Below are 20,657 nucleotides of genomic sequence, written 5' to 3' on the forward strand. Positions count from 1 at the left end.
GGTCCCTTCGTCTATCGGTTAGGACACTAGATTTTCATTCTAGAAAGAGGGGTTCGATTCCCCTAGGGACTACAAATTTTATAAGCGACTAAAAATATTTAAAAAATATTTATTTTTTTTTGCATAATTAAAAAAGATGTTTATCTTTGCACTGCAATAAAAAATAACAGTAAGGCGGTCCCTTCGTCTATCGGTTAGGACACTAGATTTTCATTCTAGAAAGAGGGGTTCGATTCCCCTAGGGACTACAAAAATAAGCATTCAGTAATGGATGCTTTTTTTATTTTGAAATAGTTTAGTTTATTAAGAGTTATCTTAATTGAAGCGTTTGAAGAGTAATTTTCAAACGCTTTTTTTGTTTTAGCTATTTACATTTTAAGAAATAAATAAAGCCACTCAATCGAGTGGCTTTGCTTTTGGTATAAATCCAATTTTTTCAATTTCTTCAATGACTTCTTTTATGCTAGTCGTACGAAAAACAATAAGGTCTGGATTTCTTTTTTTGATGTGCTTTATCTGTATACCTTTATACCATAAATCACTATAAGGTTCAATAGAAACAACATCTTCAGGAGAAAATTTCCAACTATTTCCTATAATAGGTTTTAGACGAATTAAATTTTCTTCAACTATAAGTTCAATTAAAGGATAGGTAAATCTTAATGATCCAATAAATCCACCTCCAGTTTTCCTATAAATAGAATTATTATTGATCAAATCCGTTTGGATATTCTTGTTTTACTATTTCAATCTTTGCTTCAACTGCTTTTTGTAAATCTTGTTGATATTGAATCATACGTTGCTGAATTTCATGATTTGTAGATCCTAAAATACGTGCAGCTAAGATTCCAGCATTCTTTGCAGCATTTACAGCCACTGTTGCAACTGGAATTCCGTTTGGCATCTGTAAAATTGATAAAATAGAATCCCAACCATCAATAGAATTAGATGATTTAATTGGTACACCAATTATAGGTAAAGGTGTAATCGATGCAACCATTCCTGGTAAATGTGCAGCACCACCAGCACCAGCTATTATAACGTTGATTCCACGTTCGTGAGCAGTTTTGGCATAATCAAACATACGTTCAGGCGTACGATGAGCAGAAACGATTGTTAATTCGAAAGGAATGTTTAATTCAGTTAATACATCAGCAGCTTGCTTCATGATAGGCAAATCGCTATCACTTCCCATTATAATTCCTACCATAGTTGTTTACTTTTTGGCAACGACACGAATCGTTTCGTTGACTTGTTTTATGTTTTGTTTTAATTGTTCGATATCATCATTTACCAATGTAACATGTCCCATCTTACGACCAGGTTTTGTAATGGCTTTAGCATACCAATGTAAAAATGTTCCTGGAATTTGCAATAGCGTATCTACATTCTCAATTTCCGCTGGTCCAGTTTCACCTTCTGCTCCGATTAAATTAACCATAGCAGATGTTGTAAATAATTTTGTTGAACCTAAAGGTAATTCCATCAAGGTACGTAACATTTGGTCGAATTGTGAAGAATACGCTCCTTCAATTGTTGAATGACCAGAGTTATGAACACGAGAGGCTGTTTCATTCACCCAAATTGATTGATCTTTGTTCAAGAACATTTCTACAGCAAAAACTCCCGGAGAATTTAGTGCTTTTACAACGTCGCGAGCAATTTCTTCGGCACGATCTGTAACATCTTTTGATAATGAACTTGGTATTAATAAATAATCCAACAAATTGTATTCCTCATTAATAACGAATTCAACTGTTGGATATGTAACGATATTTCCTAAATGGTCGGCAACTGTAACGACAGCAATTTCACGATCAAGATCGGCTGGCGTTTCAAAAATTGATGGAGATTGTAACAATTTATTAAAATCAGCTTCAGATTTTATAAACTGAACACCTTTACCATCGTAACCATCTTTTTTCGATTTCTGAAAAATAGGATAATTTACATCAGATTTAGATTTAAAATCTTCCCAATTATCTAATTCGAAATATGGAGCTGTCGGGATGTTATTTTGGGTATAAAAAGCTTTTTGAACGCCTTTATCTTGGATAATTGCTAACGCTTCTGGATCTGGAACTACTTTTTTACCGATGGATTTTAAATAACGTAAAGCTTCAACATTTACGTGTTCAATTTCGATTCCGATGGCGTCCAGATTCTTTCCGAATTTCACAACTGTATCGTAATCTTTAAAATCTCCTTGTACAAAATGATGTGCATGTGGTGCACATGGCGCATCAACAGCTGGATCCAAGATGCTTATTTCACATGGATATTGTAGTGCATTTTGCAAAAACATGTATCCTAATTGACCTCCTCCTAAAATTCCGATTTTTATCATATCGCGAAGTTAATGAATATTATAATCTTTACTTTTACACTCAGAAAAAAATATATTGACGAGATGTTAACAAAGTGTACCAAATATATATTCCTTTTTATGATAGGAATTTACTTAACAAGCAAAAGTTTTTATCAATATTTTGTATTTGATATGTTGGTGCATTATTCAAACTACGCATTAATCATAGCATTTTTTGTTTTAATTTTTTATAATTTTTTAATCAGGAAGCAAAAAAATAAATCATTATTGTACTTATTGCCAATTTTTATAATTCCTTATGTTGTTTATAACGAAATGAGTTATTTCTATTTGGGTGAAAATGCAAAGGGTGAGAAGGAGAATTTTAAGATTATTTCTATCAATATATTTTCTCAGAATGAAGAATTTCAGCATTTACAAAACTATTTGAAAGATGAAACTGCTGATGTAATTGTGCTACAAGAATTGACACCTTCTTGGCAAAAACATGTAGAGTTTATCCGAAAAGAGTATCCTTATTATAAAGAAGAACCAAGAAGTAATAATTTCGGAATCGCTGTTTATTCAAAGATTCCATTTGATACAGTAATTACAAAAAATTATATCGATGAAATGCATCCTTCTTTGTTAGGCGAATTAAAAGTTGATGGAAAACCTGTATCTATTTTGATGACGCATCCGGTTCCGCCATTGCCAAATCAAGCGAGATTTGAGCGAAGAAACAAACAATATAAATTGATGAAAAAGGAAATTGATGCAATGACTAATGAGAATATCGTTTTTATTGGAGATTTTAATTCCACAGTGTATTCGCCAAATTTTAAATTATTACAATCAGACAAATTAAAAGATGCGCGTACTGGTTTTGGATTACAAAATTCTTGGAACGCATTTATTCCGATTCTTCGTACAAATATCGACCAGTGTTGGGTTTCAAAGAATATAAAAGTTACTAATTTTTATAGAGGAAAAGATATTCAGTCAGATCACTTTCCGATTGTAGCTGAATTAAAAATTTAAATAAAAAACGCTTCTCGTTTTACGAGAAGCATTTTTTATTTTATTCTTCATCTTTCAAAGATTCTAAATATTTTTCATCTAATAAATACTCAAATTCAGGATGTTTTTCAAAATAGTGAATTACGTATGGACAAATCGGATAAATCTGTACATCATTTTGTTCAGCTAATTCAATCAATTCCTCCATCAAGTTTTCTCCCAAACCTTGACCTCTGTATTTTTCATCAATAAAAGTTCCAGTGGCATTAATATTCCCATTTTTAGCCCATTCGTACTTAATATAACCTACAATTTCATCACCTTCATAAATTGTGAATTGCCCATCATTTACTGTTTGCGTGTATATTATTTCCATAACTTTTAGTTTATGCTTTAAGTTAATTAAAAAAAATAAATAGAAAATATAATCTAGCTCGAAAATCAAAAAAATAATTATAACTTTGAATTTCAAATCGAAAGGGGTGCTTTATTTTATAAGGCTGAGATTATACCCAATGAACCTGGGCGGGTAATGCTGCTAAGGGAAATGGTCTTCACCAAATTACATTCGCGCGTTAAATTTTAAAAGTGTAAGATGGCTCCTTTCATATTATTTTATACAATTTTATGAAAAGGTCGATTATTTTATTGTCTTTATTTGGTGCTTCAATTTTGAATGCACAAACGAATGATTCGATACCGAATCAAAATGAAATTTCTTTACAAGAAGTTTCTATCACCGAAAAACTACCCATAACGGTTGAAAAAATTTCAGGTAAAATTCTCCAGAAAAAAAATCTTGGAAACGATATTCCAACGTTATTAAATTCTGCTACATCAGTTGTTATGTCTTCAGATACAGGCTCAGGAATTGGATATTCAACAATTCGTGTTCGTGGTTTAAATGAATCTTCAATTAATGTAACACTAAACGGAATTCCTTTAAATAATGCAGAATCTCAAGGTGTGTTTTGGGTAAATCTGCCCGATTTAGCATCTTCAGCAAGTTCTATTTTGATTCAGCGTGGAGTAGGAACTTCATCCAACGGGATGGCGTCTTTCGGAGCTAGTGTAAATATTGAAACTCAAAATCCGTCCAAAGATCCATATACAGAAGCAAATCTATCTTTTGGTAGTTTTAATTCGCAGAAATATACAATTCAGGCCGGAACGGGTAAAATTTTGAATGATAAATTGTCGATTGATGGACGATTTTCCAAAATTAATTCTGACGGATATATTGAAAGAGCTTTTTCAGATTTAATTTCTTATGATTTTACTGCGCATTATGAATTAAGTGAAAAAACCAAGTTTCGTTTCCAAAATATGTATGGTAAAGAAACAACTTACCAAGCATGGAACGGAATTGATGCTGAAACGATGAAACGTAATCGACGATTTAATTCTGCTGGTGCAATTTATAATTCTGATTGGTCGGAAGTTGTTAGCTATTATGATAATCAGGTAGATGATTATCAACAAAATCATTATTTTTTATCGTGGATGCAGGATTTTGGAAAGGATTGGAAATCTAATTTGACGATGCACTACACCAAAGGAAAAGGTTTTTACGAAGATTATAAGCAAGATGATCGTTTGTCTAAGTATAATATTTTTCATTTACCATTTTCTAAAACAGATTTAGTGCGTCAGAAATGGTTAAACAACGATTTTTATGGTTTTAATTTGGAAGTTGAAAACCAAAAGTTAAACGATTTTAAAGTGTTTTTTGGTTTAGCTGCAAATGAATATGATGGAGATCATTTTGGTCATGTAATATGGATGAAAGATTATGATTGGCAAGATTCGTCGTTCAAATATTATAATAATCGTTCAATTAAAAAGCAATTATCTGCTTATGCGAAAGTGTTATACGAATTAAATAAGTTCGAATTTTTTGGTGATTTACAATATCGTCACGTGAATTACGACGCGAAATATTTACCAAATGGCGAAAATTTAGATGATGATTTTAGACCATTTTCAGCGAATTATAATTTCGTGAATCCAAAAGCTGGTTTGAATTTCAAATTAAAACCGAAAAATATTTTTTATGCATCGTACGGTATTTCACAAAGAGAACCTTTGCGTGCAGATTATGAAAATATTGGAAATGAACCAAAAGCTGAATTTTTGCAAGATTATGAATTAGGTTACAGAAAAAGTGGTCGTTTTTCTATGAGTGCGAATTTATATTATATGAATTATCGCAATCAATTGGTTCCTACTGGTCGTGTGAATGATGTTGGAACTCCAATCCGTGAAAATTCAGGAGAAAGTTATCGTAGAGGAATTGAATTTGACGCGTCATATCAATTAATTCCAACGAAATTGAATGTTTTTGGAAATCTTACGTTAAGCCAAAATAAAAATAAAAATTTTACAGAAGAAGATTGGGTAAATGGAGGATTAATTAATTATGGGAAGACTTCTATTGCTTTATCGCCAGATGTAATTTCTTCTTTTGGATTTGAGGCTTATCCAACGAAAAATTTATTAATTAATCTGACAAATAAATATGTTGGCGAACAATATTTATCGAATACAGAACCATCGGATGGGAAATTAGAAGATTACTTTGTTTCAGATTTATTGATAAGATATGCGCCGAATTGGTGGAATCTTAAAAAATTAGAATTTACATTATTAATCAATAATATTTTTGATGTAGAATATGAAGCTAACGGATATTATTATGATGGACCATATTATTTTCCGCAAGCAGGAATCAATTTTTTAGGAGGAATCACAATTCGATTATAAAATATTAACGGTCTCAAATTTTGAGACCGTTTTTTTATTTTCTTAAAAAAGCTAACGCATTATCCATAGCAACTTGGAAATCTTCAGGCATTTCTTCTTGATTCCAAGGATGTGCAGAACCAAAGGAATGATTTGCATTCTCAATCAAATATAATTCTACATCTTCATTCCAATTTTTAATCAATAAAGCTTCATTCATTTTAACCGTTTCATCGGCAGAACCGTGAATGCATAAATAGGGTTTATCCAGTTTTTTAATATTTTTTTCGATGCTTAATCGCTCTTCGTTGTCGATATAATTTTGGTAAAATTGATAGAATAACGGCATCATTTGTTTCGTTCGTGTATTTTCAAAATAATGAACACCTTCGTTTTTCCAATGATCCAAAGCCGGTTGTGGATATTTGAAACGGTTTAAATCGCAAATTGCTCCAAGCGAAACAAATTTCTTTACACGATTATCTTCTAATCCTTTGATAATTGTAATTCCACCACCGCGAGAATGACCCATTAAATAAATTTCGTCTGCATCAATTTCGTCTAAAGGAATTAATTCTCCGTTAATGGTTTTAGAAATGATAATATCTAAATCATCTAATTCGGTCGTGTAATTATTCTCTCCAAACGCATTTAAATCAGGGAAATCGATAGGTTCTTCAATCGTTCCTCCATTGTATGAAAAGTTAAATTTGATAAATGCAAAGTTCTTTTCGGCCCAATATTTTGCCATTAAATCAAAACAACCGTGATCTTTAAAACCTTTAAAACCGTGAGAAAAGATAATTACTGGCTTTTTGATTCCATTATCTTCATAGAAAACATCATAAACTGATTTTCGTTCACGACTTCCTTGGTATATATTATTTTTACTTTGAATCATTTTTCTGAAACATATTTCGTGTGATAAAATCTTTCTCTAAACTCCATGCTCTGGCTGGTGAAAATTCTCTTCCGTAGTAGATAATTTGGATGTGTAATTTGTTCCATAATTCTTTCGGGAAGATTTTTTTCGCATCTTTTTCAACCAATTCTACTGTTTTTCCGTTGCTTAATTTCCATAAACGTAATAATCGGAAAATATGTGTATCGACGGGAAAAGCTGGATGACCAAACCATTGCGACATCACTACCGAAGCAGTTTTATGACCAACGCCTGGTAATTCTTCTAATTCCTCAAAACTTTCAGGAACTTCGCCATCATATTTTTCAACTAAAATTTCAGCTAATTTTTTGATGTTTTTGGCTTTAGTATTCGATAATCCAATTTGTCGAATATAATATTTGATTTCGTCCACTTCTAATCTTGCCATTGCTTTTGCATTAGCAGCTTTTGCGAATAGCTCTGGCGTTACTTCATTCACCTTTTTATCAGTTGTTTGGGCCGATAATAAAACAGCAATTAATAACGTAAAAGCGTCTTGATGATCTAATGGAATAGGAGGGACAGGATATAATTTTTCCAATTCGTCGATAACGTATTGTATGCGTTCTTTCTTTAACATCATAAGATTAAAATCTTTTCGTAAAAATAGAAAATCCCTCTCGAAGAGAAGGATTACATTTATTTAAATTTTTTATTGTACAATTCAAATGATCGAGTAACATCAAAATATATATCGAATTCTTTTCCTTCTTCATTTACGGTTTTTAATAAATCATATGAACGATTTTTTTCTTTGATTAGAGATTGTTGATTTGAACCTAATCTTAATACATTTAAAATACTGTATTCATGTCGAGGACTAATTACATCAATGGCAGTTTCTATACTTTTTCCATCGCCTGTTAAAAATATTGCTGCAATCATTTTATAATAAAGATTTAAAATGGTTTTAATCATATTTACATCGTCATTAAAAGAATATATAATAGCTAATACTTCAATGCTTTTTAAATCAGCAAAAGGCTTATTCATATACACATCAGTGTAGAAATCTTTTAAGATTTTAATTTCTTCTTCAGAAGGTCTATCATTTTTATTTTCAATGGCAATGACTTCTTCTGTAGGATTTAAATCTTCGAATACATCATAATTTTCTTGTAAAGATTTACCATAATAAAAATGATACATATGTTCAACAGTCATTGTTGTATCCATTTTTTGAAAGCGTTCTTCTAATAACGGAAAATAATATTCAGATTTTTTGTTCTTTATTTCTTTTTCAATCTGTTTATAATCAACATTTTTAAATTCATTATTCTGACCAAATAATAAAGATCCAAAAAATAGTAGTAAATAAGTGTAGTATTTAATCATAACTGAGTTTATTTAAATATAACTTATTTATTTAAAATTAATTGCCTTAATTAATTAGCGACACATTTTGGCGTTTATTAAATTTATCTTTGTACTACAAATAAGGAATAATCATTTATTGAATAATAGATTTAAGATTTAATCCTTATTTTTACGAGAAGTTCATAAACAAAATTAGATGTTAAAAGTAGGAGATAAAGTTCCAGATTTTCAGGGTATTGATCAAGATGGAAATGCAGTTTCGTATCAAAATTATGCTGGAAAAAAATTAGTTGTTTTCTTTTATCCAAAAGCAAGTACACCAGGTTGTACAGCTGAAGCTTGTGATTTAAGAGATAACGAAAATGCATTGAAAGCGCAAGGTTATGAAATTGTAGGTGTAAGTGCTGATTCGGTAGAGCGACAAAAGAAATTTGCTGTAAAATACGAATTACCTTTTCCATTAATTGCTGATGAAAATCGTGACGTAATTGAAACTTTTGGCGTTTGGGGACCGAAGAAATTTATGGGAAAGGAATATGATGGGATTCATCGTACAACTTTTATCATTGATGAGAACGGAACAATTTCGGATGTGATCGAAAAAGTAAAAACAAAAGAACACGCAAAACAAATTTTAGAAAAATAAAAAAATAAAAAAATAATATAATGAGCGATTTAGATAATAAAAAGAAAGCGCTTCAACTTATCTTAGATAAGATGGACAAAGCATACGGTAAAGGAACTGTAATGCGTATGGGCGATTCTGCCGTTGATGATAAAATCGAAGTGATTCCTTCAGGATCTTTAGGTTTAGATTTAGCATTAGGTGTAGGTGGTTATCCAAGAGGTCGTGTAATCGAAATTTATGGACCTGAATCATCTGGTAAAACAACTTTAACATTACACGCAATTGCAGAAGCACAAAAAGCGGGTGGTATTGCTGCTTTTATTGATGCAGAGCACGCTTTTGATCGTTTTTATGCTGCTAAATTAGGTGTTGATGTAGAAAATTTAATCATTTCTCAACCAGATAATGGGGAACAAGCATTAGAAATTGCGGATAACTTAATTCGTTCGGGTGCTATAGATATTATCGTAATTGACTCGGTTGCGGCTTTAACGCCAAAAGCAGAGATTGAAGGAGAAATGGGTGATTCTCGTATGGGGTTACAAGCTCGTTTAATGTCTCAAGCGTTACGTAAATTAACAGGAACAATTAATAAAACGAAATGTACGGCGATTTTCATTAACCAATTACGTGAAAAAATTGGTGTAATGTTCGGAAATCCAGAAACTACAACAGGTGGTAACGCCTTAAAATTCTATGCTTCTGTTCGTATCGATATCCGTCGTTCAACTCAAATTAAAAATGGTGACGAAGTAATTGGTAACCATTCAAAAGTGAAGGTTGTTAAGAACAAAGTTGCACCACCTTTCCGTCAAGCAGAATTCGACATTATGTATGGAGAAGGAATCTCTAAAGTAGGTGAAGTTCTGGATATGGGTGTTGAAAAAGGAATTGTGAACAAATCAGGTTCTTGGTATTCTTACAATGATAGCAAATTAGGACAAGGTCGTGATGCTGTAAAAGAATTATTAAAAGATAATCCTGAATTATGTGAAGAAATTGAAGCTAAAATTGTTGCTTTAATTAAAGGTGAGCCTGTTATTGGTGAGCCATCGGTTGATGATCCAGCTGATTTATTAGAAGATTAATTTATTTTTTGAATGAATTTTTATATAATGACTGAAAAAGCCTCTCAATATTGAGAGGCTTTTTTTATATTATAATTTCTAAATCTTTAATTAAAATCCAAAGCGTATTTTTTATTGGATTATGATTAATAAGTTTTAAATCATCAAGATTTTTATCAAACATTATAAGAACTCGATTTGTAAAATATTCGTTAGATTCTTCAATGATAGTTCCTGTTTCTCCAATTAATCTCCAATAATTTTCATTATCATTTAAATCATCTTCAGAACTATTTTGTAGTCCTAAGAAAGATTTTATTATAATTTTTTGATTCAAAAGCATATTACTCTAAAATATATTTTAATCGATAACCGAACATTCCACGTTCTTTAATCATTTCAGCTACGCCTTCAGGACATTCAGTTTCCCAACCCGATTCAGCCTGTGCAATTTTCTCTAAAATTTTGCGAGAATAAGAATTCAAATATTCTTTATTATAATTCATAATATCTTCAATTCTGCCATTATAAAGGAAGAATTTATATAGCTCGTGTAAGTTGTCTGATACTTTCAGGTTTTTAGATGTTAAAAGAAGATCTTTTTCTTTATCTAAATATGGATATAAATATATTTTTACATCTTTTTTAAATAATTTTCCGAAAGCTTCCATAATTCCACCTGGTAGATTTTCGTAATACTGTTCGTTGAAGATTTCAAGTAGATTATTTACACCCATTGTCAAACCAATTTTGGTTTGGTTACGAGTGAATTTCGTAAAGTAATCAGTTAATTTATAATATTCAGAAAAATTAGAAATGATAACATTATAACCTAATTTTCCAATAATATCAGCACGATCCAAGAAATCACGTTCGTTTAATTGTCCTTCTTTTCCGGAAGCCATTAAATTAGAAAGTGTAATCTCGAATAAAATTTCAGTATTATCTTTTGTAATTCCTTCGCCTTGTTTAAAAATTTCTAAACCACCTTTAAACATATCCATATTTACATTCATAAACGGACGGAAAGAACCACGAATAGCAAATATATTTTTCTTATAAAGTAAATCGGCAGGTAAGATGTTTTTTCCTTCTGGATTAAAAACTACAACATCAGTCATTCCATTTTTAACCAATTGTAAAGACATCAAACGGTTATCAACATATTTAAACTGTGGACCACGGAAGTTGATCATATCAATTTCCAATTGATCTTTATCCAACGTGTCGTATAATGAATTAATTAATCGACGCGGATTATCAAAATAGTTGTAAGCACCATAAATTAAATTAACTCCTAAAACACCTAAAGTTTCTTGTTGTAATTGAGCCGAATTTTCTTTGAATTTAACGTGAAGAATAATTTCGTTAGCTTTTTCGTCTTCTACGTTTAATTTAAAACGAATTCCAACCCATCCATGACCTTCATTTTTTTTGGCGTAATCAATAGTTGTTACAGTATTAGCATAAGTAAAAAACGCTTTGTCTTTGTAATTATCTTGTGTTAAGCGTTCTCTCATTAAATCAATTTCATGATCTAACATCTTTTTCAAACGCGCTTGTGTAACGTATCTTTTATTCTCTTCAATACCATATATAGAGTCAGACATTTCTTTGTCGTATGCGCTCATTGCCTTTGCAACAGTACCCGAAGCAGCACCTGCACGATAGAAGAAACGTACAGTTTCTTGTCCTGCACCAATCTCTGCAAACGAACCATATATTTTGGGATTAAGATTTATATCTAAAGCCTTTTGTTTTGGAGTAAGAACTTGTTGTAAAGCCATAAAAATGTTAATTGTTTGCAGTAAATTTACCAAAGAATTATGGCTAAATCAAAATTAAAAATACATTTTTTAGGGACTGGAACGTCACAAGGTATTCCAATTATAGGAAGTGATCATCCGGTGTGTTTATCTGATAATCCGAAGGATAAACGGCTTCGTGCTTCAATCTTATTAGAGAAGGACGATAAGGTATTAACGATCGATTGTGGACCGGATTTTAGACAGCAAATGTTAAGAGCTAATGCACAAAGATTAGACGGAATTTTATTTACTCACGAACATACGGATCATGTTTTAGGATTAGATGATATTCGACCTTTGGTATTCAAATCCGGGAAAGATATGCCTGTTTATGGACTAGAACGAGTATTGAACGAATTACATTTACGTTTTAATTATATGTTTCAGGAGATAAAATATCCTGGTGTTCCTACGGTTATTGAAAATCCTATAAAGTGTGAACCTTTTAAAATTTATGATTTTGAGATTCAGCCTATACATTTATATCATGGAACCTTACCAATTTTAGGTTATATCATAGATAATAAATTTGCATATTTAACTGATGTAAAAACAATTCCTGAAGAATCTTTAAAATTATTGAAAGGCGTTGAAGTGTTAGTAATTAGCGCTTTAAGAAAAGAAGTTGAGCATTTTTCACATATTTTATTAGCTGATGCAGTAAATTATGCAAAGATTATTGGGGCCAGAAAAACATATTTCACTCATATTTCACATTACATGGGATTTCATGAGGAAGTAAATAAAGAACTTCCATTGGGTATGGAGTTGGCTTATGATACTTTAGAAATTAATTTATAAAAACATTTGGTAAAGTAATATATCCAACGTTATATTTGCACCATAACTCCGACGCCTGGATGGCGGAATTGGTAGACGCGCACGACTCAAACTCGTGTTCTTCGGAGTGCGGGTTCGATTCCCGCTCCAGGTACTAAAAAAGCTCGAAACAATGTTTCGAGCTTTTTTATTTACTTAATTCTATAATTTCAGTTCAGATGAAATTAGAATTTGTAGGATTGAATAATTTATAGAAATAGCAATAGACTTACAGCAATAATTAGCATTCCGACTAAAATTCCAGCCATTGTAGTTTTTTGACCAGCAAATTCTTTTGCAGTTGGGATCAATTCATTTAATGAAATATAAACCATAATTCCAGCCACAGACGCGAAAATAATTCCAAAAATTGAATCATCAAAAAAGTTTCGTAGCATATAATATCCAACCAGAGCACCAATAGGTTCTGCTAATCCTGATAAAAATGAATACCAAAATGCTTTTTTACGAGATTTTGTGGCATAGTAAATTGGTACAGCAACAGCGATTCCTTCTGGTATATTATGTACAGCGACAGCAAAAGCAATAGAAATTCCGTATGAAGGATCATTTACAGCACTCATAAAAGTTGCAAGACCTTCCGGAAAGTTATGAATAGCTAAAGCCAAGGCTGAAAAGACTCCAAGTCGATATAATTTTTGAGTATGATTTTTTTCTGTTGATTCTAAATCTGAAGAAATTTCAGTTTTGTGCTCGTGGGAAGGAATTAACAGATTTAATAAAATTATTGCCACAATTCCTGCAAAGAAACCTAATACTGTATAAATAGCGCCTAATTGATTTCCGTAAACTTCGACTAACGAGATTTTAGCTTTAGATAAAATTTCAACAAATGATACATAAAGCATAACACCTGCTGATAATCCTAACATAAAACCAAGAAATTTTGAATTAAACTTCTTGTACATCAAACATATAATGCTCCCAATGCCTGTACATAGTCCAGCTAGTAAAGTAAGTCCAAAAGCAAAGTATATCGGGTTATCCATTTTGTTAGATTTGTATAACAAATTTATTAGAATTATATGAATTAGAATAAATTTGATATTAAAATTATTAAAAATATCATACAGTTTTATTAAACGTAGTCAAATTGTTAGAGATATCATTATTTTTGTTCGTTTAGAAAGAGAAAATGGAGATATTTGATCAAAGCTTACAAAGCGATTTATACAATTGGTCTTTACAAATAGTTTCTGCTATAGGATTATCTGACTATAATACCCATTTAGTAAATTTTATTTTATTATCAATTGGTTTATTTGTGGTTTTATATGTGGTAGATTTTCTGTTAAGAAGAGTATTATTGCTACTTGTTATAGATTTTATTAATAAAAGTAAATCACAATTAGACGATTTATTGATAAAGAATAAAGTATTACAATATTTAACACATGTTGTTCCAATCTTTATAGCAAAAGGATCAATTCCCTTAATTTTTACTGGATTTCCTACATGGGTTGATGTTGCTTTAAAAGCGACAGATGTTGCGTTAATTCTTACCATTTGTATTTTAATACGAAATATTTTACGTGCATTTAGAGATTTATTAAACTCCAAATCCGCATTTGTAGATAAACCTTTGGATAGTTATGTACAAGTAGCAAGTATTATTTTATATAGCATCAGTGGTATTTTAATATATTCTATTGTTACAGGCGAATCGCCTAAATCATTTTTAGTATCATTAGGAGCGGCATCGGCTATTTTGATGTTAGTTTTTAAAGATTCAATTTTAGGATTTGTGGCAAGTATACAGGTTTCATCTAATGATATGGTTCGAGTTGGAGATTGGATTGAAATGACGAAATATGGTGCTGACGGACATGTAATTCAAATTAATTTGAGTACGGTTAAAGTTCAAAATTTTGATAAAACGATTACTACAATTCCTACTTACGCATTAATTTCTGATTCATTTAAAAATTATCGTGGAATGCAAAATTCGGGAGGTCGTCGTATTAAACGTAGCGTTAATATTAAAATGTCATCGATTCGATTCTTAGAAGATTCAGAAATTGAAGAATTAAAAAAGATTCAGATTTTAAAACCATATATCGAAGCACGTTCAGAAGAAATTAAAAAATTTAATGAACAAAATATAATCGATCCAACGGTGAAAGTAAATGGCCGTAGAATGACGAATATTGGCTTGTTCAGAGAATATATAAAAGAATATACTTATAGAAATCCTAATATTCATAAAGATTATCATTTCATCGTGCGTCAAATGCAAGCGACTGAACATGGTGTGCCAATAGAATTATTTATGTTTACGAATACGACTGTTTGGGCAGAATATGAAGGGATAATGGGTGATATTTTTGATCATTTGTTTGCCGTAGTTCCATTCTTTAAATTAGAAATTTTCGAATTACCAGCATCTGATGATGTGCGAAAGTTAATTCATTCTATAAAAATTGAAAAAGCTGATTCATAAGAATCAGCTTTTTTTGTTTATTATTTTTCATTTTGATCAAATAAATCAATCATAACTTTTTTCAGTTTCTGATAAATAAAGGAAGTGATCAAAATTAGAATTCCTAAAATAGTGAATGATATTATTCTAAAAATATTACTCATTTGCCATACATCAACAGCGTAAAGTTTTAAGATGATTAATCCGAATAAGGCAAATCCCATAATCGGTAGATTTTTTTCATTCTTCTTAAATCCAAAGTAAATTACGATGCAACCTAAAATTGCCCAAACAATAGGTAGAATTATCATCGAATAAATGTCAATATGTTTATTAAAAGCTTCAAAATCTTTTACGCCAGTAAATCCAATTATATAGGCATTGTAAATTTCGAAACTAATAATGAATACCGTTGCGACAAACACAAACCATTGACTGAATAAAGATTGTTTTAAATCCTTGAACTCATTCTTATTTAAAAATCGAATGGTAAAGTATATAAACGGAATGATGTATAATATGTATATCAAATAATAGCTGATAGGTTTTTGATGAATGATAATTTCATCTGCAATCAAAATAATAATTGGATAAAGTATCATCAACACGAAATTGATAATTCCGACATAATATTTCGTAATGGTGTTAATATTAAACGCTTTGCTTACTAATAAAACGATCGAAATAAAATAGATAGAATACAAGAAAGCAATTCCACAGATGATATTTAGTGTGAAATGTTTTTCTGTTTGGTAGATAATCTCGAACAAAAATCCTAGATAAATAAATAGGATAGAAATGATAGAGAATAAATTCTTGGCTTTATGAATTTCAAAACTTAAGAATTTTTCATTTTCATCAAAATCTTTTATCAAATAGATATTTATTAAAGAACAAATAAATACAAATCCACTTGTTATAAATACTGGATTAAAAAGTATTGGATAATCTTCTAAATCCAACACATATCGAAGCCAGTTAATAATTAACGAAATAAAGAAGATTGGAATTAAAGCGATAAATGACGCTTTGAAAATTGAATTTTTTGACTGTTTCCATAAAAATAATAAGATACTAGATAATACTGCCCAAAGAGCTGTAATTACACTTGTTTCAAATTCAATTCCGATCGATAATGTTATTAATGCTATTGTTAAAGCAAGTGACGTATCGGCCAAAATTTTGTCTTTATCCTTGTAAATAAAGTAAATTCCAAGGTTTATAAACATCAAAATAACTGGAACTATAGATTGAAAATCTGCATAATAATGCGTGTATGTAAATATTCCAAGTACAGTAAATACAATGACATTAGAAACATATAATATTTGATGCGAAACATCCATTTTTCTTTTAGTAAATACCGGTAGCATTGCGTAAACCAAAAACAGAATAAAAAATACTCCAAGGAAAAGGAACATGATTTTGCTTGAAGGATCAGTAACCCAAGAACCTAAAAAGATAATGGATAATGCAAAAGATATAGCGCCTGGATAAAACCATTGCTTTCTCCAAAGTATATATAGTGTGCCAAGGTTTAGGATTAACAAATAGGTAAATAAAAAGACGTAGTTACTTTCGCCGGTGCTGATCATTAAAGGAGCAGCAAATCCGCCTAAAATAGAGAAGATAAATAATACTTGCTGATTATAGATAAACGATAAAATGATTGAAAGTAAGGTAACGAATGCTAAAAGGATAAAAGCAAAGTTTTGATCGAATAAAGCATATTCTCTAAACGCGATTGTGATGGTAAAATACAAGACCGAGATTCCGCCACCAACTAAAATCGATGAAAAAACATCGTATTTTTTTCTTAAGTAATGGCCAATTCCAATAATTCCTAAACCTATAAATATTCCAATAATTACTCGGAAAGTTTCATTGATCCAATTTTGGTCAATCGCATATTTTACAAAATATCCAATACCAAGAACAAGAGTAATAATCCCAATAACGGTTAGAAAGTTTTCTTTTAAAAATTCAATAGTTTTATCAATAAAAGTTTCTTGTGGCTCGTATTCAGGAAAGGATTCAACAGGTTTAAAAGTTTCTAATTCAACTTTTTTACTTGTATATACAATTTGTTGAGGTTTGAGTTCGGGTTCAGAATTTGTTACAATTTTAGATTTTTCATCAATTGTTTGCTCAACTTTAGTTTCACGAGGTTTAGATTCATTAGAAGTTATCTTTTCTAAATCATCTCTTAAGTGTTTGATTTTAGTGTTTAAATAATCTATTTCATTTCTCAAACCTGATATTTTCTGATTTAATAAAATAAATATAATAATCACCATCAATATGGCTATTATTTCCATTGGTTATGATTTACAAGTAAATATAAGTAATTAATAAAAGTGTATCTCCTAATTTTTGAAGTATTGATACCAAAATAAAATACTTTACGTTATATCTACAAAAAGTATAAATTTGCTGAATGTTTAAAAAACTATACGCTTTATTGTTATTAGGAATGTCTTTTGCAGCCAATGCTCAAGATGGAACTCGCGTGTACGAATTTTTAAATCTTACCAATTCAGCAAAACATGCAGCTTTAGGAGGTTATAATGTCACTTCTTGGGACGCCGATCCAAACAATGCTTTGGCCAATCCAGCCTTGATGAATAAAGAAATGCATGGGCAATTTGGTGTGAATTATGTTTCGCATATTGCAGATATCAAAAACGCGTCTTTTTCAGGAGTTTATCGTATTTCAGAATTTGATTATGTTTCTTTACATGGTCAGATGGTAGATTATGGTGACTTGGTTGGTACAAACGAAATTGGTACTGTTGTCGGTGATTTTACAGCAAAAGATGCAGCAATTACAATTGGTTATGCTCGCGAAATTGCAGATTATTGGACAGTTGGTGCAAATCTTAAATACATTAATTCGACAATAGAAATGTATAAATCTTCAGCCATAGCTGCTGATTTAGGTGTTTCGTATCATAATTTTGATGATCGAGTTAAAATTGGTTTAGCTTTCAGAAACATCGGTAAACAAACCGAAACTTATAATGGGCTGAAAGAAGATTTACCTTTTCAAGTAAATTTTGGTATCGCTCACGAGTTAGAATATGTTCCGTTAGAATTAAGTTTAACACTGCACGATTTACAAAAATTCGATATTTCGCAGACATATAATAAAACTGGACAAGAAGTCTCAGGAGGTCGTAAAGCTATTGATCATTTAGCAGTCGGAGCTGAATTATTTCCAGGGCGTGATTTTAATCTTCGTTTAGGTTATAATTTTAAACGTGGTAATGAATTAGCTGTAGACGGAATTCGTTCTTTTTCTGGTTTAACTTATGGATTCGGAATCCGAATGAATGCCTTTAGATTCGAATTCGGTCACGGGAATTATCATACTTCAGGAGGTGCTAATCATTTTAGTTTAATAATCAATTTAGATCGTATCGTACAAGGGCGAAATTACTGGAGAAGTAATCCTTGGTACTAATTAAATTTATATTATTAACAATTATGTATCTTTGTCAACTATTCATAATTTAAATGAAACAAGATTTAATTATAGCGATTGATGGTCATTCTTCGACAGGAAAAAGTTCATTGTCGAAATTAATAGCAAAACAACTGGGATATACACACATCGATAGTGGTGCAATGTATAGAGCTGTTACATTATTTGCTTATCAAAATGATTTAATCGAAGGTAATAAAGTATTAGTTGAACAATTAGTTCCTCGCTTAGAAGAAATTTTTATCGATTTTAGATATAATACAGCTAATAATCTTAACGAAACTTATTTAAATGGAGTTAACGTTGAGGATGAAATCAGAGGATTACAAGTTTCCTCAATGGTTAGTCCAATTGCTGTTATTCCAGAAGTTAGAGATTATTGCGTTGCGCTACAACAAAAAATGGGCGAAAATAAACGAATTGTAATGGATGGTCGCGACATTGGGACAACAGTTTTTCCAAATGCCGATATTAAAATCTTCATTACAGCTTCTGCAGAAATTCGAGCAAAGCGTCGTTTTTTAGAGTTTGAACGTGAGGGTAAAACCATTTCTTTTGATGAGGTTCTGAAAAATGTTATTGAAAGAGATCACATCGATTCTACAAGAGAATATTCTCCACTTCGTAAAGCAGAAGATGCAATAGAAGTGGATAATTCAAACCTTAATTTAGAGCAAACAGTAGAAGCTGTAATGAAAATTATATCTTCTAAAAAATAGAGTTTTCGGTTGCTGTTGTGAAATCTTCCAAAAATTTCATTCCTCGGTAAGAGTTACCTTTCGGATTTAATTTTGGACTCCAAACTGTTACAACATATTGTTTGGGCATAACAGCAACAATTCCACCACCAACACCACTTTTACCTGGTAATCCAACTCTAAAGGTAAATTCACCAGATTCATCATAAAACCCACAAGTTTGCATAATTGCATTGATACGTTTTGTTTGACTTGGGCTAATAATAACTTTATTGTTAGATGAATTCGCACCTTGATTTGCTAAAAAAGAAAAAGTTTCACAAACTTCTTCACATGTCATTTCTATAGAACAGATATGGCAATACAAATCAAGAACTTCGTCAGGCGAATTTTTAATATTTCCTAAAGCTTTAATAAAATTGGTTAATGCAGTATTTCTAAATGCAGTTTCCAACTCGCTTTTTGCAATATCATACGAAAAATCAATATCCTTAATTCCTGATACTTCTTTTAAAAAATCTAAAAAATACTTTTTAGGATTATCACTTAAGTCGATCAAAACATCACAAACGACCAATGCACCAGCATTAATAAATGGATTTCTTGGGATTCCCTTATCCGCTTCTAATTGGTATAACGAATTAAAAGGATTTCCAGAAGGTTCTACATCTACACGTTTCCAAATTTCTTCACCAAGTGTTCTATACGCTAAAGCTAAAATCAATACTTTAGAAATACTTTGGATTGAAAATTTTTCTTGATAGTCACCTTCTCCAAATTGTTGCCCATTTAACAATTTCAGTCCTACACCAAATTTATTCCCATCAACCTTTGCTAATTCAGATATGTATTTCGCAGTTTCCCCAGGATTTCCCTCTTCTTTAATTCTATTATATATACTCTTAATTATATCTTGATAGTTGGATTCTTCCATATAGTAATGTTTTTTCAAAAATACATTTTAATAAATGATTTTAAACCTTCCTTGCTTCGCAACTCAGTTTCGCGAGTCCGTTCATCAAAGTATTTCGTAATGTCTGCTTTTTTAGTGAAGCATCCATTACAAAATAATCAATTCCGGCTATCACTTCCATTGTTACTTTATATATATTCCATTTCGTCATTCTGAACTCGTTTCAGAATCGCATCATACTTAATATTTATATAATTTTGTTTCGTTTTTGTGTCAAGACAAAAATGAAAGCATACTATATATAATATAGAAAACTACCTAATTCTACAGAAAACGAAACACCAAATCACATATCTAAATTAATTTCAAAAAATATTTAGCTTCTGTTCAGTCAGTTAAGACTTTTATGTAAAATAATTCACAAAACGATTTGGAAAGCTGAAATATCTTGTCCTATATTTGCACTCTCA

General features: G+C 30.8%; 20 protein-coding genes and 3 tRNA genes. 11 read left to right on the plus strand and 12 right to left on the minus strand.

What is annotated here, in order from left to right:
- Together J9309_RS05990 and J9309_RS05995 are read left to right on the plus strand one after the other, a co-directional pair.
- Positions 1 to 72: transfer RNA gene (locus tag J9309_RS05990), tRNA-Glu, on the plus strand.
- A 104-nt stretch (positions 73 to 176) separates the two neighbouring features.
- Positions 177 to 248 (plus strand) — tRNA-Glu (locus tag J9309_RS05995).
- A gap of 148 nt (positions 249 to 396) precedes the next feature.
- Here the strand turns inward: J9309_RS05995 and J9309_RS06000 are convergent.
- Genes J9309_RS06000 through J9309_RS06010 form a run of 3 tightly spaced genes read right to left on the minus strand, consistent with a single transcriptional unit; the run spans position 397 to position 2,347 of the window.
- Positions 397 to 717 (minus strand): hypothetical protein, encoded by a 321-nt coding sequence (locus tag J9309_RS06000; protein WP_230477649.1) that lies wholly within the window; start codon positions 715 to 717, stop codon positions 397 to 399.
- A complete protein-coding gene (gene purE / locus J9309_RS06005) occupies positions 707 to 1,210 on the minus strand; it encodes a 5-(carboxyamino)imidazole ribonucleotide mutase (protein WP_230477650.1) in 504 nt (167 codons plus the stop codon). The genes J9309_RS06000 and purE overlap by 11 nt, the downstream gene beginning before the upstream one ends.
- 6 nt (positions 1,211 to 1,216) lie before the next feature.
- Positions 1,217 to 2,347, minus strand: a complete 1,131-nt coding sequence (locus tag J9309_RS06010) for a 5-(carboxyamino)imidazole ribonucleotide synthase (protein ID WP_230477651.1) — start codon at positions 2,345 to 2,347, stop codon at positions 1,217 to 1,219.
- Positions 2,348 to 2,446: 99 nt separating this feature from the next.
- Here J9309_RS06010 and J9309_RS06015 point away from each other — a divergent pair, with 99 nt between their 5' ends.
- Positions 2,447 to 3,349, plus strand: a complete 903-nt coding sequence (locus tag J9309_RS06015) for an endonuclease/exonuclease/phosphatase family protein (protein ID WP_230477652.1) — start codon at positions 2,447 to 2,449, stop codon at positions 3,347 to 3,349.
- A gap of 40 nt (positions 3,350 to 3,389) precedes the next feature.
- Here J9309_RS06015 and J9309_RS06020 read toward each other — a convergent pair whose 3' ends face one another.
- A complete protein-coding gene (locus J9309_RS06020) occupies positions 3,390 to 3,704 on the minus strand; it encodes a GNAT family N-acetyltransferase (RefSeq protein WP_230477653.1) in 315 nt (104 codons plus the stop codon).
- 251 nt (positions 3,705 to 3,955) lie between these two features.
- Between J9309_RS06020 and J9309_RS06025 the strand changes: the two genes are divergently transcribed.
- Positions 3,956 to 6,091 (plus strand): TonB-dependent receptor, encoded by a 2,136-nt coding sequence (locus J9309_RS06025; protein WP_230477654.1) that lies wholly within the window; start codon positions 3,956 to 3,958, stop codon positions 6,089 to 6,091.
- 34 nt (positions 6,092 to 6,125) lie between these two features.
- Here J9309_RS06025 and J9309_RS06030 read toward each other — a convergent pair whose 3' ends face one another.
- The 3 genes from J9309_RS06030 to J9309_RS06040 are packed head-to-tail and all read right to left on the minus strand — an operon-like array spanning position 6,126 to position 8,348.
- On the minus strand, positions 6,126 to 6,971 hold the full coding sequence (locus J9309_RS06030; protein WP_230477655.1) for an alpha/beta hydrolase family protein: 846 nt from the start codon (positions 6,969 to 6,971) through the stop codon (positions 6,126 to 6,128).
- Positions 6,958 to 7,593, minus strand: a complete 636-nt coding sequence (nth, locus tag J9309_RS06035; protein WP_230477848.1) for an endonuclease III — start codon at positions 7,591 to 7,593, stop codon at positions 6,958 to 6,960. Before nth ends, J9309_RS06030 begins: the two co-directional genes overlap by 14 nt.
- Positions 7,594 to 7,652: 59 nt before the next feature.
- Positions 7,653 to 8,348: a DUF4919 domain-containing protein gene (locus tag J9309_RS06040; RefSeq protein ID WP_230477656.1), complete on the minus strand. Its 696-nt coding sequence runs from the start codon at positions 8,346 to 8,348 to the stop codon at positions 7,653 to 7,655.
- Positions 8,349 to 8,526: 178 nt separating this feature from the next.
- On the opposite strand from J9309_RS06040, the gene bcp reads away from it, so the two are divergent.
- Both bcp and recA read left to right on the plus strand, forming a co-directional pair.
- Positions 8,527 to 8,976, plus strand: a complete 450-nt coding sequence (gene bcp / locus J9309_RS06045; protein ID WP_230477657.1) for a thioredoxin-dependent thiol peroxidase — start codon at positions 8,527 to 8,529, stop codon at positions 8,974 to 8,976.
- A gap of 20 nt (positions 8,977 to 8,996) precedes the next feature.
- The gene (gene recA, locus J9309_RS06050) at positions 8,997 to 10,046 is read left to right on the plus strand and encodes a recombinase RecA (RefSeq protein WP_230477658.1); all 1,050 of its coding nucleotides are present in this window, start codon (positions 8,997 to 8,999) and stop codon (positions 10,044 to 10,046) included.
- Between the two features lie 64 nt (positions 10,047 to 10,110).
- On the opposite strand, the gene J9309_RS06055 is transcribed toward recA, so the two are convergent.
- Positions 10,111 to 10,368, minus strand: a complete 258-nt coding sequence (locus tag J9309_RS06055) for a hypothetical protein (protein WP_230477659.1) — start codon at positions 10,366 to 10,368, stop codon at positions 10,111 to 10,113.
- Position 10,369: 1 nt separating this feature from the next.
- The gene (locus J9309_RS06060) at positions 10,370 to 11,812 is read right to left on the minus strand and encodes a TonB-dependent receptor (RefSeq protein ID WP_230477660.1); all 1,443 of its coding nucleotides are present in this window, start codon (positions 11,810 to 11,812) and stop codon (positions 10,370 to 10,372) included.
- A gap of 39 nt (positions 11,813 to 11,851) precedes the next feature.
- Between J9309_RS06060 and J9309_RS06065 the strand changes: the two genes are divergently transcribed.
- Both J9309_RS06065 and J9309_RS06070 read left to right on the plus strand, forming a co-directional pair.
- A complete protein-coding gene (locus J9309_RS06065) occupies positions 11,852 to 12,634 on the plus strand; it encodes an MBL fold metallo-hydrolase (protein ID WP_230477661.1) in 783 nt (260 codons plus the stop codon).
- Positions 12,635 to 12,687: 53 nt separating this feature from the next.
- Positions 12,688 to 12,767: transfer RNA gene (locus J9309_RS06070), tRNA-Leu, on the plus strand.
- Positions 12,768 to 12,861: 94 nt separating this feature from the next.
- Here the strand turns inward: J9309_RS06070 and zupT are convergent.
- Complete coding sequence (gene zupT, locus J9309_RS06075) at positions 12,862 to 13,662, minus strand: zinc transporter ZupT (protein ID WP_230477662.1); 801 nt, start codon at positions 13,660 to 13,662, stop codon at positions 12,862 to 12,864.
- Between the two features lie 146 nt (positions 13,663 to 13,808).
- Between zupT and J9309_RS06080 the strand changes: the two genes are divergently transcribed.
- Positions 13,809 to 15,113, plus strand: a complete 1,305-nt coding sequence (locus tag J9309_RS06080) for a mechanosensitive ion channel family protein (RefSeq protein WP_230477663.1) — start codon at positions 13,809 to 13,811, stop codon at positions 15,111 to 15,113.
- A gap of 20 nt (positions 15,114 to 15,133) precedes the next feature.
- Here J9309_RS06080 and J9309_RS06085 read toward each other — a convergent pair whose 3' ends face one another.
- Complete coding sequence (locus J9309_RS06085) at positions 15,134 to 17,410, minus strand: DUF2339 domain-containing protein (RefSeq protein ID WP_230477664.1); 2,277 nt, start codon at positions 17,408 to 17,410, stop codon at positions 15,134 to 15,136.
- Between the two features lie 119 nt (positions 17,411 to 17,529).
- On the opposite strand from J9309_RS06085, the gene porQ reads away from it, so the two are divergent.
- Both porQ and cmk read left to right on the plus strand, forming a co-directional pair.
- Complete coding sequence (porQ, locus tag J9309_RS06090) at positions 17,530 to 18,555, plus strand: type IX secretion system protein PorQ (RefSeq protein WP_230477665.1); 1,026 nt, start codon at positions 17,530 to 17,532, stop codon at positions 18,553 to 18,555.
- A 53-nt stretch (positions 18,556 to 18,608) separates the two neighbouring features.
- Complete coding sequence (gene cmk, locus J9309_RS06095; protein WP_230477666.1) at positions 18,609 to 19,295, plus strand: (d)CMP kinase; 687 nt, start codon at positions 18,609 to 18,611, stop codon at positions 19,293 to 19,295.
- On the opposite strand, the gene J9309_RS06100 is transcribed toward cmk, so the two are convergent.
- Positions 19,285 to 20,208: a glutaminase gene (locus J9309_RS06100; protein WP_230477667.1), complete on the minus strand. Its 924-nt coding sequence runs from the start codon at positions 20,206 to 20,208 to the stop codon at positions 19,285 to 19,287. The genes cmk and J9309_RS06100 overlap by 11 nt on opposite strands.
- Positions 20,209 to 20,657 lie beyond the last annotated feature (449 nt).

Origin of the sequence: Faecalibacter bovis (genome assembly GCF_017948305.1) — a bacterium.
GTDB classification, from domain to species: Bacteria; Bacteroidota; Bacteroidia; order Flavobacteriales; family Weeksellaceae; genus Empedobacter; species Empedobacter bovis.

Excerpts from the sequence above, each read along its gene's own strand:
- purE (WP_230477650.1), bottom strand. The coding sequence starts at position 1,210 with ATGGTAGGAATTATAATGGGAAGTGATAGCGATTTGCCTATCATGAAG.
- J9309_RS06010 (WP_230477651.1), bottom strand. The coding sequence starts at position 2,347 with ATGATAAAAATCGGAATTTTAGGAGGAGGTCAATTAGGATACATGTTT.
- J9309_RS06015 (WP_230477652.1), top strand. The coding sequence starts at position 2,447 with ATGATAGGAATTTACTTAACAAGCAAAAGTTTTTATCAATATTTTGTA.
- J9309_RS06020 (WP_230477653.1), bottom strand. The coding sequence starts at position 3,704 with ATGGAAATAATATACACGCAAACAGTAAATGATGGGCAATTCACAATT.
- J9309_RS06025 (WP_230477654.1), top strand. The coding sequence starts at position 3,956 with ATGAAAAGGTCGATTATTTTATTGTCTTTATTTGGTGCTTCAATTTTG.
- J9309_RS06030 (WP_230477655.1), bottom strand. The coding sequence starts at position 6,971 with ATGATTCAAAGTAAAAATAATATATACCAAGGAAGTCGTGAACGAAAA.
- nth (WP_230477848.1), bottom strand. The coding sequence starts at position 7,593 with ATGTTAAAGAAAGAACGCATACAATACGTTATCGACGAATTGGAAAAA.
- J9309_RS06040 (WP_230477656.1), bottom strand. The coding sequence starts at position 8,348 with ATGATTAAATACTACACTTATTTACTACTATTTTTTGGATCTTTATTA.
- bcp (WP_230477657.1), top strand. The coding sequence starts at position 8,527 with ATGTTAAAAGTAGGAGATAAAGTTCCAGATTTTCAGGGTATTGATCAA.
- recA (WP_230477658.1), top strand. The coding sequence starts at position 8,997 with ATGAGCGATTTAGATAATAAAAAGAAAGCGCTTCAACTTATCTTAGAT.
- J9309_RS06055 (WP_230477659.1), bottom strand. The coding sequence starts at position 10,368 with ATGCTTTTGAATCAAAAAATTATAATAAAATCTTTCTTAGGACTACAA.
- J9309_RS06060 (WP_230477660.1), bottom strand. The coding sequence starts at position 11,812 with ATGGCTTTACAACAAGTTCTTACTCCAAAACAAAAGGCTTTAGATATA.
- J9309_RS06065 (WP_230477661.1), top strand. The coding sequence starts at position 11,852 with ATGGCTAAATCAAAATTAAAAATACATTTTTTAGGGACTGGAACGTCA.
- zupT (WP_230477662.1), bottom strand. The coding sequence starts at position 13,662 with ATGGATAACCCGATATACTTTGCTTTTGGACTTACTTTACTAGCTGGA.
- J9309_RS06080 (WP_230477663.1), top strand. The coding sequence starts at position 13,809 with ATGGAGATATTTGATCAAAGCTTACAAAGCGATTTATACAATTGGTCT.
- J9309_RS06085 (WP_230477664.1), bottom strand. The coding sequence starts at position 17,410 with ATGGAAATAATAGCCATATTGATGGTGATTATTATATTTATTTTATTA.
- porQ (WP_230477665.1), top strand. The coding sequence starts at position 17,530 with ATGTTTAAAAAACTATACGCTTTATTGTTATTAGGAATGTCTTTTGCA.
- cmk (WP_230477666.1), top strand. The coding sequence starts at position 18,609 with ATGAAACAAGATTTAATTATAGCGATTGATGGTCATTCTTCGACAGGA.
- J9309_RS06100 (WP_230477667.1), bottom strand. The coding sequence starts at position 20,208 with ATGGAAGAATCCAACTATCAAGATATAATTAAGAGTATATATAATAGA.